Genomic DNA, 14193 nt, shown 5'->3' with positions numbered 1-14193 from the left:
GAGATTGAGATGGCTGACTTCGATTATGACGTCCTGGTGATCGGCGCGGGTCCGGGGGGCTATGTCGCGGCCATCCGCGCGGCTCAACTGGGTCTCAAGACTGCGTGCGCCGAGAGCCGTGAGACACTGGGCGGCACCTGCTTGAATGTCGGCTGCATTCCGTCGAAGGCGCTGCTCCACGCGTCGGAGCTTTATGAGGAGGCCGCAGGTGGCGCGCTCGCAAAGCTTGGCGTCAAGATCGACAAGATGAGCCTTGATCTGGATACCATGCAGGGCCAGCGCAAGGATGCCGTGAAGGGCCTGACGGGCGGCATCGAATTCCTGTTCAAAAAGAACAAGGTCGACTGGTTGAACGGGCGTGCGAGCTTTACCGGCGCGAACACGGTCGATGTCGCGGGCAAGGCCGTGACCGCGAAAAATATCATTATCGCGACGGGTTCCTCCGTGACGCCGCTGCCAGGCGTCGAAGTGGAAAATGACAAGGGCCTGATCGTCGATTCAACTGGCGCTCTGGAGCTGGACAAGGTTCCGGATCACCTCGTCGTCATCGGCGGGGGCGTCATCGGGCTGGAACTGGGTTCGGTCTGGCGCCGTCTGGGGTCGAAGGTGACGGTCGTCGAATTTCTCGACCAGATCCTGCCGGGCATGGATGGCGAGGTTCGCAAGGAAGCGAACAAGATGTTCAAAAAGCAGGGCTTCGAATATAAGCTCGGCACCAAGGTGACGGGCGCCAAGGCGCATAAAAAGGGCGTCAGCCTGACGGTTGAGCCTGCCGCAGGCGGGGCTTCGGAGACGATCGAGGCTGATGTCGTGCTGGTGTCGATCGGCCGCCGTCCCAATACAGATGGACTGGGTCTCGACAAGATCGGCCTTGAGCTGAATGCGCGCGGGCAGATCGAAACCGATCATGACTTTGCAACTAAGGTCCCCGGTGTTTGGGCCGTCGGCGATGTGATCCCCGGCCCGATGCTCGCGCATAAGGCTGAGGACGAGGGCATTGCCGTCGCCGAGAATATCGCCGGGCTGACCGGGATCGTGAACCATGCGGTGATCCCGTCGGTGGTCTATACGAAGCCGGAGATTGCAGGCGTCGGCCTTACCGAGGAAGCCGCCAAGGAGCGCGGTGCGGTCAAGGTCGGCAAGTTCCCGATGATGGCGAACAGCCGCGCCAAGACCAATCATGAGCCCGACGGCTTTGTGAAGGTGATCGCCGATGCGGAAACCGACCGGATCCTGGGCGTGTGGATCATCGCGACCGTGGCTGGCACGATGATCGCGCAAGCGGCACAGGCGATGGAATTCGGGGCATCGAGCGAGGATATTGCCTATACCTGCCACGCGCATCCGACGCATAGCGAAGCGATCAAGGAAGCCGCAATGGCGGTCATGGGCAAGCCGATCCACATGTGATCGGCGCCTTTGGCGAAGTTGGAAAGGGCCGCCGCTGTGCGGCCCTTCTGCTTTTCAGGCGCTGGCGATGCGGGGCGTGGACGCCGCCGCTATGGTTGGTGAGGATAGCGCGCGCCGGATGCAGACCCGGTTCCGGCCACGCGCCTTTGCGTCATAGAGTGCATCATCCGCGCGAGCGATGGTGTCGTGGATTGACGTGTCGCTGCGCTGAGTGGTCGATAGGCCAAAGCTGGCAGTCAATGGACGGCTGAGCCGTAGTTGCTTTGCAATCGTCGCGGTGAAGCCTTCGCGCAGCTTGTTCGCGATCTCCGCCGCATGTGCTGCATTGATGCCCGGTAGGAATAGGACAAATTCCTCTCCACCGAAGCGGGCCACGACCGCGCCCTCCGGAGCCAATGTGGTTAGAAGACGCGAAAGCGCCCTGATCACCTGGTCGCCGGATGCGTGGCCATATTCGTCGTTGATGGTCTTGAAATGGTCGATGTCACAGACAAGGAGACTTCCTGCGGGCAGTCTATCCGATTGCCTACGCTGGATGGCGTCATCGAATCCCCGACGATTGAAGAGGCCGGATAACGGATCGACCATGGCTTCCCGCTGATAGCGACTCAGTATGTCGATCACCTGCGTCGCAAGAGCAGCGAACGCGAGAAACAAGCCGAATATGCATGCAAGCGCCTGCATCAAAAAGGCATATTCGCTGGTGAGGAAGTCGCCATTCTCCGACAGCGTGAGCGGGACAGTGGTGCCGCGAACGAAATTATCCAATGCGACGAGCGATGCAGCGGCGAACAACGTCCGATCGGCCCCTGTACGCAAGTGATCCTTCGCCGCGACAAGAGGAAGTCCGATCAGGAGAAAGCAGCCAAAGTCCGAGGCGACCAGTTCGAGCGGTAGATTGTCCATCGCATAGGCGAGGATGCACAGCAGGATCGAGCCGCCCCAGATCATCAGCCGCGCCGTCAGAAGCCAGGATGGTCGCCAGCGTTGCAACAGGGCCTGACCGAAAAGCAGGAACCCGGTGGCAAACAGCAGATCAGCGATGATGCTCCAGACAGGGTCCGGCATTGCGGCAAAACCGACGGGTGCCGCAAATCCCGCAGCGACGCAGAAGAAGGCCGCGCTCCACCAGGCAGCGGCCCGCACATGCCAGTTACAGATGATCAGGAACGCGATGCTAAAGCTGGCCATCATGATCGGCAGGAAGAAAGCGAAATTTTCTCCCATGCTGACTGCCTTTACCTGATGTTACCCGGAGGATCGGCAGGCACGAAGCCGCCGTTGGGGCGGCGGTATAAGCCTTTGTTTAAAAAATACTTCCAAAATCGACGAGATGTTCATCCGCTATGGATCAAACGGCTGACGATCAGCCTGGCCAACCTTCGAGAAGCGGCATCAGTTCATCGAAATGATCTATGACCGCGTCTGCTTCCAGTTGTTCGACGGGGCCGTCGAGGAAGCCGAAGCTGACCGCTATGCTTGGCACTCCCGCGTTACGAGCGCCCGCGATATCGTTGATCGTGTCGCCGAGGAATATCGTGCGGCCGCCGCCAGCGCGCGCGATCATCTCGTGGATCGGCGCTGGGTCCGGCTTCGCTACGCCAAGCGTGTCGCCGCCAATGACGCTGACGAAACGTTCGGAAAGGCCGATCTGATGGAGCAGGGGAATAGTGAAGCGTTCAGCCTTGTTCGTGCAGATCGCAAGCTTCGCGCCCGCTTTGTCCAAAGCTTCCATCGCGTTCATGAGGCCGGGATAGGGGACCGAATGGATGGCAAGATTCTGCTCATAATAATCGAGCAATGTCGGCAGCATCCGAGCCAGCAGGGCGTCATCATAGCCGCCCGATGCGGTTAGCGCCCGTTCCAGCATGACTTTCGCGCCCTTGCCCACGAACGGGCGGATGGCGTCGACGGGAAAAGGCGGGCGGCCATCCGTCGCGATCGCGTAATTGACTGCCGCGGCGAGGTCGCCGCTCGTGTCGAGCAAGGTGCCGTCGAGGTCGAAACCCACTATATCGAAGGGAATGCTGATCATGCGCGGCTCATGCGGCCTCTCCGGTGGCAAAGGCAAGGCAAACGTGGCAGAGAGCGATCAGATTCATAACCTTCCTGCTAAAGAGGACGCGTTCCGCCGTGACCGCCACCCGCCCACTCGCCGTCATCATCCTTGCCGCCGGGCAGGGTACGCGCATGAAGTCAGCCAAGCACAAGGTGCTCCATCCGGTCGCGGGTCGGCCAATGTTGCTGCATCTGTTGGCCAGTGTCGCGGAGCTTCAGCCCGAGCGGCAGGTCGTCGTGGTTGGCGCGGGCCGTGAGCAAGTGGAAGCCGCCGTCGCCGGAACTGGCGCGGTGATCGCCGTGCAGGAGCAGCAGTTGGGTACTGGCCACGCGGTTGCCCAGGCGCATGACGCGCTTGCCGGTTTTGCGGGTGACATTTTGATCCTGTATGGCGATGTGCCGCTTGTGCGGGCGGAAACCATGCGGGCCATGCTGGACCGGCTGAACCTGGGAGATGACCTGCGCGCGGTGGTGCTGGGCTTCAGACCCGAGGACGCGGGCGCCTATGGGCGGATCATTACCAACGGCCAAGGCATCATCGGCAAGATGGTCGAATATAAGGATGCCGACGCGGCGGAACGGGCGGTGACGCTGTGCAACTCCGGCCTGATGGCTGTACGATCCACGGATCTTTTTGTCCTGCTCGACAAGATCGGCAACGACAATGCGGCGGGCGAATATTATCTGCCCGACATCATCATGTTGCCCGGCGCTCAAAGTGCCGTCATCGAAACCGAGGCGTGGGAAGTGGCTGGCGTGAACAGCCGCGCGGAACAGGCGGTGATCGAGGCTGCTTGGCAGGACCGGCGGCGTAGCGAGGCGATGCGTGATGGCGTGACGCTGGTAGCGCCGGAAACCGTATTCTTCGCGCATGACACCGAACTTGGCCGCGATGTCATGGTCGAGCCGAATGTCGTATTTGGGCCGGGCGTGACGGTGGCCGACGATGTGGTCATCCACGCCTTCTCGCACATTGAGGGCGCAACCATCTCTAAGGGTGCCGAGATCGGCCCCTATGCGCGACTGCGTCCCGGTGCCCAAATTGGCGCGAAGGCTAAGGTCGGCAATTTCGTCGAAGTCAAAAAGGCGGAGCTGGGCGAAGGCGCGAAGGTCAATCACCTGTCCTATATTGGCGATGCCACCATCGGGGCAGGCGCCAATGTCGGCGCGGGTACGATCACCTGCAACTATGATGGCTTTTTCAAATATAAGACGGAAATCGGCGCGGGGGCGTTCATCGGCTCCAACAGCGCGCTAGTCGCTCCGGTCAAGATCGGGGCAGGCGCGATCGTCGGCGCAGGGAGTGTGGTGACTAAGGAGGTGGAGGCGGACGCTCTTTGCCTCGTCCGGCCCGCGCAGGAGGGCAAGCCCGGATGGGCGGCGCGGTTCCGCGCTGGAATGCAGGCGCGCAAAGCGGCCAAGTGAAATCCCCATCTGGTCGTAGAGGGTGCCTTTGGGCGCTGCTGATGCTGGGCCTGATTGCGGCAGGCTCTTGCATCTGGCTTATCGCTAATGCGCGGGCCACGCCGGTGGTGCGCCGGATGGAGATCGCGCTACCATTTCCGGAAGGCGCGCCGCGACGGTCGTTGACGGTCGCGCTGATGACCGATTCTCATTTGTCGGGACCGGATAACAGTCCCGATAGGATGGCGCGGATCGTGCGTCAGGTGAACGGTCTGAAGCCCGATCTTATCCTGCTGGGCGGGGACTATATCGGCGATCATAAGGGCGGTGCGGTTTATGATCCGGTCGCGAGTATCGCGCCCTTTTCAGCTCTTCGTGCGCCGATGGGTGTACTGGCGGTGCTCGGTAATCACGACGCGCGCCGTTACGCGAAGATCAGCCGCACCCAATGGCGCGCCCTCTTTCGGCGGATCGGGATCACCCTTTTGACCGATCAGGCCGTGCGCCGGGGGCCGCTGGTGATCGGCGGGTTGCGCGATATTTACACTGACCGCCCGGATGTCCCCGGCGTGTTGCAGGAGATGGAGGATATGGGCGGCGCTCAGATAGTCCTTTCCCACGGGCCAGACGTTTTTCCTTCCCTGCCCGACAGGCCGTTGCTGGCGATGGTGGGGCACACGCATTGTGGTCAGGTGGCGCTGCCCTTTGCTGGGATTGTCTATGTGCCGTCCCGCTTCGGCACCCGCTATGCTTGCGGGGTCTATCGTGACGATGCGAAATCCATGATCGTGTCGGCGGGGATCGGCACCAGTGGCCTGCCGATCAGGCTGCTTTCGCCGCCAGATGTCTGGCTGGTTACAATTCGTCCAGAATGACTGTCTACCCTGTCGCTGATCCGTCGATCATGGCATAGGTGGGCGCGAAACGGGTTGGTCGTTTGTTTGCATAGCTTTGAGGCTCAGGATTCATGTGCGGTATCATCGGGATCATCGGTAAGGACGATGTGGCGGAGCGTTTGGTCGATGGGCTGAGGCGCCTGGAATATCGCGGCTATGACAGCGCGGGGGTCGCGACCGTTTATGAGGGCGCGATCGAGCGGCGGCGGGCTGAGGGGAAGCTCGCCAATCTCGTGAAGGAATTGGCGAATAATCCGCTGCCGGGGACGACCGGGATCGCACATACCCGCTGGGCGACGCATGGGGCGCCGACGACGAGCAATGCGCATCCGCATGCCACGAAGGAAGTGGCGTTGGTGCACAATGGGATCATCGAGAATTTCAAGCCGCTGCGGGAGGAACTGACCAGCCGCGGACGTCGTTTCGATAGCGAAACGGATACGGAAGTTGTCGCGCATCTGGTGAGCGAGTTGGTGGAGCAGGGCGCTTCGCCGAAGGACGCGGTGGCGCAGGTGCTGCCCCGCCTGCATGGCGCCTTTGCGCTGGCCATCCTGTTCCGCAGTCATCCCGACATGCTGATCGGCGCGCGGCTCGGTTCGCCGTTGGTTGTGGGCTATGGCGAGGGTGAGACCTATCTGGGTTCCGACGCGCTGGCGCTGGCGCCGCTGACGCAGCGCATTGCCTATCTGGAGGAGGGCGACTGGGTCGTCATCACCGCAGAGGGCGCGGAGATTTTTGACAAGGACAACAATCCTGTCGAGCGGCCGATCACCATTTCCGGCGTGACGGGCGAGCTGATCTCCAAGGGCAATCACCGCCACTATATGCTCAAGGAGATTTACGAGCAGCCGGTGGTCGTCGCTCAGACGTTGAAATCCTATCTCCAGCGGATGGAAGACCGGGTGTCGCTGCCCATTCCGGATTTCGACCTGGGCGCGATCCGCCGCGTTACGATCGTTGCGTGCGGAACCAGCTATTATGCCGGGATGGTCGCCAAATATTGGGTGGAGCAATTCGCCCGCGTCCCCGTCGATATCGATGTGGCAAGCGAGTTCCGCTACCGCGCGCCCGTGATGGAGGATGGCGGGTTGATGATCGTCATCAGCCAATCGGGCGAAACCGCCGATACGCTGGCCGCTCTCCGCCATGCCCGTAGCGAGGGGCAGAAGATCGCGGCGGTCGTCAACGTGCCCACCAGTACGATGGCGCGGGAGGCTGACTTGCTGTTGCCGACCCATGCCGGGCCGGAAATCGGTGTCGCGTCGACCAAGGCCTTTACGTGCCAGCTGGCGGTGCTGGCGGCGTTCGCGGCGAATCTTGCGCGAGCCAAGGGGCGGCTGGATGCCAAGGCGGAGAAGGAGCTGGTCCGTCACCTCGCCGAAGCCCCTGCGGCTCTCAACGGCGCGCTGGCCTATGATGAGTCGATCGAGGGCATGGCGCACCTGATCGCGGGGGCGCGGGACGTGCTGTATCTCGGCCGGGGGCCGGACTATCCGCTGGCGCTGGAAGGGGCGCTGAAGCTCAAGGAAATCAGCTATATCCACGCCGAAGGCTATGCCGCCGGCGAGATGAAGCATGGCCCGATCGCGCTGATCGATGACAAGGTGCCGGTGATCGTTCTGGCGCCCAGCGGGCCGCTGTTTGAAAAGACCGTCAGCAACATGCAGGAAGTGCAGGCACGCGGCGGCAAGGTGGTGCTGATTTCCGACTATGACGGCGTGAAGGCGGCGGGCGAGGGCTGCATCGCTACGATCACCATGCCCAAGGTCCATCCGCTGATCGCGCCGATGGTCTATGCGGTGCCGGTGCAGTTGCTGGCCTATCATGTGGCGGTGGCGAAGGGGACCGATGTCGATCAGCCGCGCAATCTGGCGAAGTCCGTCACCGTCGAGTGAAGGGAAAGCGATCACGGATGTGGTGGTTGAAAAAGCCGCCTTTCGAGGTCGCTTTGGTCATCTCCGCAGCCAGATTTTCCGGCACATCGAAATAGCTGTAACGCTTTCCGCTGATGAACTGGACGTCCAGCCGGTGTTCGGCCGCGTTATAGTGAAATTCGCGAATGGCTGTGGATGGCACGGCTTATGTAATGATCGATGGCCTAAGATGTTTCATGTTCGAGCGGTGGCATGGTTTCGGTCCCGTGCAGCTGTCCTTTCTCCGTCATCCCAGCGGCAAGCTGGGATCTCGTGAGCGAGGTCGAGCGCCATCGACCGAGATGCCAGCATGCGCTGGCATGACGAAATGAGGAGGGTAGGCTTTCGACCATTTGTTGCCGCTCCGTGGTCAATTTCCCGTTCCAATGAGCCTACGTTCCGTTAAGGGATAATCCATGTCGATGGATTGGAATCCTCTGGGCGTAAGATCCCAAGGCGTAGAATGGCCTTTGGACGATTCAAAGAGTGGCCGCATTTTTCCTCGTTGGCGCAGAATCGGCGAAGTTCACTTCCACGCCCCCTTTATTCCAAGCCAATTCATGGCTTTGACGTTTATGAGGTGGATGTTCACGGCCGGACTGCCCGCTTCGCAGCGTGGGAGGTGTCTCCGGGGGCATATGATTTCTACATTCCAGATAATTTCCAAGCCATGCGCCCGTTTATTCGTATCCCACTGACCGGCAAACATATCGCTGCCGTCCACAGCCGGTTGGCTGCCGTTGCAGGCGCCATCATACTCGGTCTGGCGGCTATTGTTTTTGCTCGGATGGGTGAGTTTTCTCAAAATATTTTTCTGCAAGTAGTGACGATCTCGCGCTATGCGCCTCTCATCGTCACGCCCTTGGTCTTCGCGGCAGTCGCCTATGCCACGCTGCGCTTCTTTCCTGCTGCTCGTGGGTCTGGCATCCCGCAGGTGATGGCCGCCAGTCATAACCCAGACCTGCATGCGGGGGGGGAATTGTTGTCGCTGAAGACGGCTGGGGCCAAGTTATGCGGCACGATCAGCATGCTACTCGTCGGTGGATCGGCAGGACGCGAAGGTCCAACCGTACAAATCAGCGCGGCACTCATGGTCGCGGTTCATCGCTGGCTTCGGGTGCCCGTCTCGAGCGGTATCATTATCGCGGGGGGCGCGGCAGGCGTGGCGGCAGCTTTCAACACCCCGCTTGCCGGGGTTGCGTTTGCGATCGAGGAGCTGGCATCTGCGTTTGAGCAGAAAGTGGCCCTTATGGTGATGGCCGCAGTGATGATCTCGGGATTGGTGAGCCTCGGTCTGGCGGGAGACTATGTGTATTTCGGGGCGATGAACGGAAATCTGCCGCTCCGGGCTATGCTTCTCATTGCGCCGATAGCGGGAGTGCTTGGAGGCTTTTTCGGCGGTATTTTCTCCCGCATTCTTATCGCGGCTACATGGCCGCGCCACCCAGTGCTGATCCGTATTCGGTCTCGTCCTGTCATGTTCGCGGCGGGATGTGGGCTAATCGTCGCCATCACGGGCTGCGTCACGAATGGCCTTACATGGGGCACCGGCTACGAAACCACCAAACTTCTCCTCGTTGGCCACGGTTCGACCATGAGCTTTGGCCCGGCGAAGTTTATCTCCACCCTTGCTACAGCGCTTAGTAGCGCTCCTGGCGGCATATTTGCCCCGTCGCTGTCGGTCGGAGCTGGTCTTGGTCAGTTGATTTCCTCCGTTTTCCCCAACAGTCCTTCAGGCGCCGTGGTACTGCTTGGTATGGTTGGATATTTTACAGGTGTTGTTCGGGCGCCGATGACTGCTGTGATCATCATGATGGAGATGACGGCCGACCGGACCATGATTTTACCCTTGTTCGCGACGGCGTTGATCGCGGATGCCGTCAGCACCATGATTTGTCGCCAAAAACTTTATCACGCTCTGTCCGGGCAGTTCCGCTCCACTTCACACGAGGCGAAGCGGGCTTAGATAATGTCCATCTTGCCCAGGCGCCTTCCGCAGGTGGATGAGGTGGATGGCTCCCGCTCACGGCATCTAGGTGCCAAGATGGGTTTGCTGTCACGCAACCCGAGCCACCCGCCATGGAGATTAGCATGATCGGCCTGGATTTGGCCAAGAACGTTTTTCAGGTTCACGGTATCAGCGCGACCGGTGAGGTCGTCATTCGCAAGGCGCTGCGGCGATCCCAGATGCTGCCGTCTTGCTTGGTAGGCGCAGAGGCCTGCGGGACGTCGCATCACTGCGCGCGCGGACTGACTAGGCTGGGTCACAAGGTGCGGCTGATGCCGGCGGTGTACGTGAAGCCTTATGTAAAGCGCGGCAAGAACGATGCCGCCGACGCCGAGGCGATCTGCGAAGCGGTCACACGCCAGACAATGCGGTTTGTGCCCATCAAGTCGCGCGAGCAGCAGGCGGCGTTGTCGCTGCACCGCGTGCGTAGCCTGTTGATCAAGCAGCGCACGCAGTTGGTCAACATGATGCGCAGCGTGCTTGCCGAGCTGGGTACCGCCCTCCCGGTCGGGATCGTGAAGGCACTGCAGATGGCGCGACAGATCGTTGACGGCGAGTCCGAGCTCGACTTGCCAGTCGAAGCCGCGAACGTCGTCGGCATGCTGGCCGGGCAACTGCTCCAGATTCATGTCCAGTTGCGCAAGCTTGACCTGCGTCTCGCCCCTCTGGAACGGAGCGACGACAGGTCGCGGCGCCTAGCGACGATCCGTGGTATCGGACCGATCGGCGCGACCGCGCTCGCCGCGTCGGTGACCGATCCAGGCCAGTTCTCGTCAGGGCGCCAGTTCGCTGCCTGGCTGGGGCTGACCCCACGGCAGAGCTCCAGTGGCGGCAAGGAACGTTTAGGGCGCATTACCAAGATGGGCGACAGATATCTGCGGTAGCTCCTGGTCGTCGGCGCAATCGCGCTGATCCGATACGCCAAGGAGAAACCCGGCACGATCGATCCGCGTTTCGTCGCTCTGCTCGCCACAAAGCCCGCGCGCGTCGCCTCGGTCGCCATTGCCAACAAAATGGCGCGGATCGCATGGGCGGTCATGGCGCGCGGCGGCGTGTTCGAACGCGGGCATGCGCCTATGCTGGCGGCAGCATAGATCAAGAACTTAGCTGAGGAGATCAGCTTCACGAGGTTGTGAGAGCGAAGGATGTGATGGCAAAACCGATAGGACCTTGTTCGCGGACACCATCAGGGCCAGCAGTCTACACCGACTGCATCAACAGGCCGGACAGACGACTGCACCTGACGGAACGCCAGTCATCACTTGACGCTTGCAACGCGGGAGCCATCCACAGAAGACCGTCTGCCTTCGACAGGCTCACGGCGAACGGTGATGTAATTTACACGGAAAGAAGCTGAGCCCCTAACCGTCCTTCCGAAAAGACGTCGGCGAACGCCCATATTCCTGCGCGAAACAGCGGGCGAGATAGCCCGGATCATTGAAGCCGCACGTATAAGCGATCTCGCTGACGGTCAGGCTGCGGCACGCCCTGTCCTCCAGCATCGCGCGGACGCGGCCCAAGCGGATCGTGCGCAGTTCGCGCCCGACGCTGCCGCCCGTTGCGGCGAACAGGCTGTGGAGATAGCGGACCGAAATGCCGTGCTGCGCGGCGATGGTCGCGGGCGTCAGGTCCGGGTCCGCGAAGCCGCTGGTCAGCGTCCGTCGGATCTGGTGCATCAGGCGGCGGCGATGTGTGGTTTCCTCGCCCGCCATCCCATCGCACATCAGCGCCAGGCAGCCGCCAAGCTGGTCAGCGATCAGGTGAGCGGGCAGGGGCCGTCCTTCCTCCACGGCATGGGCGACGCTGTGCAACAGCCCGTCGATCGCAGCGCCCCATGGCGATGATCCGATCAGCGGGCGGATGGTGCAGGCATAGGGATCGGCGAGCCAGCGTTCGATCCAGGCGCTGGGCAGGGCGACCAGATAGGCTTCCGAAAATGCCGATGTGACAAAGCTGAAATTATCGAGATGGCTGAACAACAGGGCCTCGCCCGCGTCCAGAGTGGCTTCGCGGCCGTTCTGGCGCAGGGTGATGCCGCCGCTGCGCATATAGACAAGGTCAAAGCGCGGCGACGCGCCGTGGCGTCCGCTGGCGTCGTGCACGCCTTCCTGGCTGGTCGCGTTGATGACGGAGAATTGCACGTCGCCGATATGCTGCTGCCGCAGCTCGCCGCGGAATGTGGTGCGATCCGGCACGCGAATGTCGATGGGCGTCACATGCGCCTGCACCTGCCCGTGCCAATGGTCAAAGGCGGGCGCGCCGTCCAACGCGGCGGTCGATACGTGATAGCCGGGGCCATTCACCCGCAGTCCGTCTCCTTCCCGCGCCGTCGATCGCGCGTTCGGCCGCGACGATAGCGGGAAAGGCGGGGACGCGCCACAAGGACGTTAGGTTAGAGGTCGAGAAGCAACAGCGGCGATAGCGCTCGCGAGCAGCAGGGGGTGAAGAGCTTTCCTTCGTTCCGTTCATCGTCGGTCAGATAGCTGTCCCGATGATCCGGCGACCCTTCCAGCACGCCGGTGACGCAGGTACCGCACACGCCTTGTTCGCAACTGATCGGGACGTCGACCCCCGCATCGGCCAGAATGCTGGCAACCGACGTGCCGGGTGCGATCGTAAAGGTCGCGCCCGTGCTGGCAATGCGCACATCGAAGGGCTTGTCGCCTGCTTGTACCAGCGGTTCGGCCGCTTCGAACAGTTCGCGATGGATGCTGGCATCCGCCCAGCCAAGTCGCTGAGCCTCGTCCCGCACGGCGTTCATGAAGCCTGCCGGGCCGCACACATAAATATGGGTGTCTGCGCCGGGGGACCCAAGCGCCGCCGCCGGATCGAAGCGAGGCGATCCGTCATGCCGACTGAAATAGGTGCGTCCGCCTGCCGCGTCCACGGCGCTGCCGAAGGCGGCGCTTGCCGGGCTCCGGCAGCAATAATGCAAGTCGAAAGACTTCCCTTCGCTCGCCAGCGCCGCCGCCATGGACATGATCGGGGTAATGCCAATGCCCCCGCCGATCAATATATAGCGGCTACCTCCTTCGGCCAGCGCGAACAGGTTGCGCGGCGTGCCGACAATTACCTGTCGCCCCGGGTGGAAGGCGTCATGCACCCGAGCCGATCCGCCGCGCGATTGCCGTTCGCGCAGCACCGCAATCTGATAGCGATGTCGCTCGACCGGGTTGTTGCACAGCGAATATTGCCGCACCAATCCTTCATCCACCAGGACGTCGATATGTGCCCCTGCCGCGAAGGGCGGCAGATCGCCGCCGTCAGCCCGTGCGAGGTCGATCTGCACGATATCCGGAGCCAGCAGCATGCGTCCGGTGATTTCGAGCGTCAGCCCGTCAGCCAGCTTTGCCATGACCTGCCTCAGACCACAGGTTCGACCGGCAGTCGCGTGCCAGCCTTTCGCCTCAGCAGGTTGAGCGGCGATTCCGCGCCGGGCTGTGGCAGGGCGCCTTGCGCCTCCTCGGCGATCAGCTTCTTCATGATCCGGCGGGCGCGGGTTGCCGCGACGTCGGCTGACGCCATAACCGGTCCCATCTCATCGAGCGTCCGGGTCCCCATCATGCGCTGCTGTTCTTCCAGGATCGGCTTGTCCTGCCCGACGAAGGCGATCTCGATCGCGGCGCGCCACATCTCGTCGACCGACGGATCGTCCACCTTGTAGTTGCGGGCGAAGGACCAGAAATACCAGCTGGAGGTCGCATCCTTGGGCGTCAACAGGTCGCACCCATAGAGCCAGACGCCCTCATCTCGCGTCTTGCCCACCGGGGTTACGCCGACGTCGAGCAGCAGGTTGCCCGGCGGGTCCCAGCGCATATAGGCCCAGTGATCGACATTCTCGGCATAATGGTCGAAAGCGGCGGCCCAGGCGGGCGGTGCCGCGCCGTCATGCGCCCAGCGATTGGACCAGACCGTGGTGCCGCTTTGGAGTGTTTCCAACTTGCTGCGGGTCAGCGCCTCGCTGTTCAAAACGCCCTCATGCACAAATTCGGCATGGGTCAGGTCGAGCAGGTTGTCGCTGATCAGCTCATAGTTGGCCGCGACCTCCATCATGCCTTCGATCCGGCGGAAGGACGGGTGATTGTTGCAGGAAAAATCGGGGATCGTGCTTTCGTCGGCATGATCCGCATCGCCGAGCCACAGCCAGATCATGTCGTAGCGTTCAACCACGGCAAAGCGCTTCACCCGCATCTTCGCCGGGATGACGCCGTCGATCAGCGGCGTTCGCGTGCAGCCGCCCGACGTCCCGAAACGGAAGCCATGATAGCCGCACTGGACATCATCGCCGATCAGCTTTCCGGCGCTTAGCGGCGCAAAGCGGTGCGGGCAGACATTGCCGAGAGCGACCGGATCGCCATTTTCCGCGCGGTAGAAGACGATCGATTCATTGCAGATCTGACGTTCCAGCAGGGTGCGCCCGATCTCGCTGCTCCAGGCGGCTACATACCAGCAATTCTTAAGGAACATCTGCCTCTCCGCATTATTTCAGCTCGTCGTCGAGCCG

At 61.8% G+C, this 14193-nt stretch carries 11 protein-coding genes and 1 pseudogene; 6 read left to right on the top strand and 6 right to left on the bottom strand.

The window, feature by feature from the left end; all coding sequences use genetic code 11:
* The first annotated feature begins 9 nt into the window (after window positions 1-9).
* A complete protein-coding gene (gene lpdA / locus ACWNC0_RS17130; RefSeq protein ID WP_449473334.1) occupies window positions 10-1410 on the top strand; it encodes a dihydrolipoyl dehydrogenase in 1401 nt (466 codons plus the stop codon).
* A gap of 54 nt (window positions 1411-1464) precedes the next feature.
* On the opposite strand, the gene ACWNC0_RS17125 is transcribed toward lpdA, so the two are convergent.
* Complete coding sequence (locus ACWNC0_RS17125) at window positions 1465-2637, bottom strand: GGDEF domain-containing protein (protein ID WP_449473332.1); 1173 nt, start codon at window positions 2635-2637, stop codon at window positions 1465-1467.
* 139 nt (window positions 2638-2776) lie between these two features.
* Window positions 2777-3445: an HAD family hydrolase gene (locus tag ACWNC0_RS17120; protein ID WP_449473330.1), complete on the bottom strand. Its 669-nt coding sequence runs from the start codon at window positions 3443-3445 to the stop codon at window positions 2777-2779.
* A gap of 155 nt (window positions 3446-3600) precedes the next feature.
* On the opposite strand from ACWNC0_RS17120, the gene glmU reads away from it, so the two are divergent.
* The 3 genes from glmU (at window position 3601) to glmS (ending at window position 7663) form a co-directional block, all read left to right on the top strand.
* Complete coding sequence (glmU, locus tag ACWNC0_RS17115; RefSeq protein WP_449474648.1) at window positions 3601-4893, top strand: bifunctional UDP-N-acetylglucosamine diphosphorylase/glucosamine-1-phosphate N-acetyltransferase GlmU; 1293 nt, start codon at window positions 3601-3603, stop codon at window positions 4891-4893.
* 41 nt (window positions 4894-4934) lie between these two features.
* The gene (locus ACWNC0_RS17110; RefSeq protein WP_449473328.1) at window positions 4935-5747 is read left to right on the top strand and encodes a metallophosphoesterase; all 813 of its coding nucleotides are present in this window, start codon (window positions 4935-4937) and stop codon (window positions 5745-5747) included.
* A 92-nt stretch (window positions 5748-5839) separates the two neighbouring features.
* The gene (gene glmS / locus ACWNC0_RS17105) at window positions 5840-7663 is read left to right on the top strand and encodes a glutamine--fructose-6-phosphate transaminase (isomerizing) (RefSeq protein WP_449473326.1); all 1824 of its coding nucleotides are present in this window, start codon (window positions 5840-5842) and stop codon (window positions 7661-7663) included.
* On the opposite strand, the gene ACWNC0_RS17100 is transcribed toward glmS, so the two are convergent.
* Window positions 7650-7844, bottom strand: a complete 195-nt coding sequence (locus tag ACWNC0_RS17100) for a KTSC domain-containing protein (RefSeq protein ID WP_449473324.1) — start codon at window positions 7842-7844, stop codon at window positions 7650-7652. The two genes, glmS and ACWNC0_RS17100, sit on opposite strands and share 14 nt — an antisense overlap.
* A gap of 507 nt (window positions 7845-8351) precedes the next feature.
* Between ACWNC0_RS17100 and ACWNC0_RS17095 the strand changes: the two genes are divergently transcribed.
* Window positions 8352-9647, top strand: a complete 1296-nt coding sequence (locus tag ACWNC0_RS17095) for a chloride channel protein (RefSeq protein WP_449474647.1) — start codon at window positions 8352-8354, stop codon at window positions 9645-9647.
* A 113-nt stretch (window positions 9648-9760) separates the two neighbouring features.
* Window positions 9761-10783: pseudogene (locus ACWNC0_RS17090) on the top strand (IS110 family transposase).
* Between the two features lie 267 nt (window positions 10784-11050).
* Here the strand turns inward: ACWNC0_RS17090 and ACWNC0_RS17085 are convergent.
* From ACWNC0_RS17085 to ACWNC0_RS17075, 3 genes are all read right to left on the bottom strand, one after another.
* Entirely contained in the window at window positions 11051-11992 is a 942-nt protein-coding gene (locus ACWNC0_RS17085; protein ID WP_449473323.1) for a helix-turn-helix domain-containing protein, read from the bottom strand.
* A gap of 89 nt (window positions 11993-12081) precedes the next feature.
* Window positions 12082-13044, bottom strand: a complete 963-nt coding sequence (locus tag ACWNC0_RS17080) for a PDR/VanB family oxidoreductase (RefSeq protein ID WP_449473321.1) — start codon at window positions 13042-13044, stop codon at window positions 12082-12084.
* A gap of 8 nt (window positions 13045-13052) precedes the next feature.
* Window positions 13053-14156 (bottom strand): Rieske 2Fe-2S domain-containing protein, encoded by a 1104-nt coding sequence (locus tag ACWNC0_RS17075; RefSeq protein WP_449473320.1) that lies wholly within the window; start codon window positions 14154-14156, stop codon window positions 13053-13055.
* Between the last annotated feature and the right edge of the window lie 37 nt (window positions 14157-14193).

Source organism: Sphingobium chungangianum (assembly GCF_977014255.1).
This window is presented reverse-complemented; position numbering and strand designations above follow the sequence as displayed.

What these genes read in the sequence shown, in the direction of transcription:
- glmS (WP_449473326.1), top strand. Translation starts at nt 5,840, where the DNA reads ATGTGCGGTATCATCGGGATCATCGGTAAGGACGATGTGGCGGAGCGT.
- ACWNC0_RS17095 (WP_449474647.1), top strand. Translation starts at nt 8,352, where the DNA reads ATGCGCCCGTTTATTCGTATCCCACTGACCGGCAAACATATCGCTGCC.
- ACWNC0_RS17120 (WP_449473330.1), bottom strand. Translation starts at nt 3,445, where the DNA reads ATGATCAGCATTCCCTTCGATATAGTGGGTTTCGACCTCGACGGCACC.
- ACWNC0_RS17080 (WP_449473321.1), bottom strand. Translation starts at nt 13,044, where the DNA reads ATGGCAAAGCTGGCTGACGGGCTGACGCTCGAAATCACCGGACGCATG.
- ACWNC0_RS17125 (WP_449473332.1), bottom strand. Translation starts at nt 2,637, where the DNA reads ATGGGAGAAAATTTCGCTTTCTTCCTGCCGATCATGATGGCCAGCTTT.
- ACWNC0_RS17075 (WP_449473320.1), bottom strand. Translation starts at nt 14,156, where the DNA reads ATGTTCCTTAAGAATTGCTGGTATGTAGCCGCCTGGAGCAGCGAGATC.
- ACWNC0_RS17110 (WP_449473328.1), top strand. Translation starts at nt 4,935, where the DNA reads ATGCTGGGCCTGATTGCGGCAGGCTCTTGCATCTGGCTTATCGCTAAT.
- glmU (WP_449474648.1), top strand. Translation starts at nt 3,601, where the DNA reads ATGAAGTCAGCCAAGCACAAGGTGCTCCATCCGGTCGCGGGTCGGCCA.
- lpdA (WP_449473334.1), top strand. Translation starts at nt 10, where the DNA reads ATGGCTGACTTCGATTATGACGTCCTGGTGATCGGCGCGGGTCCGGGG.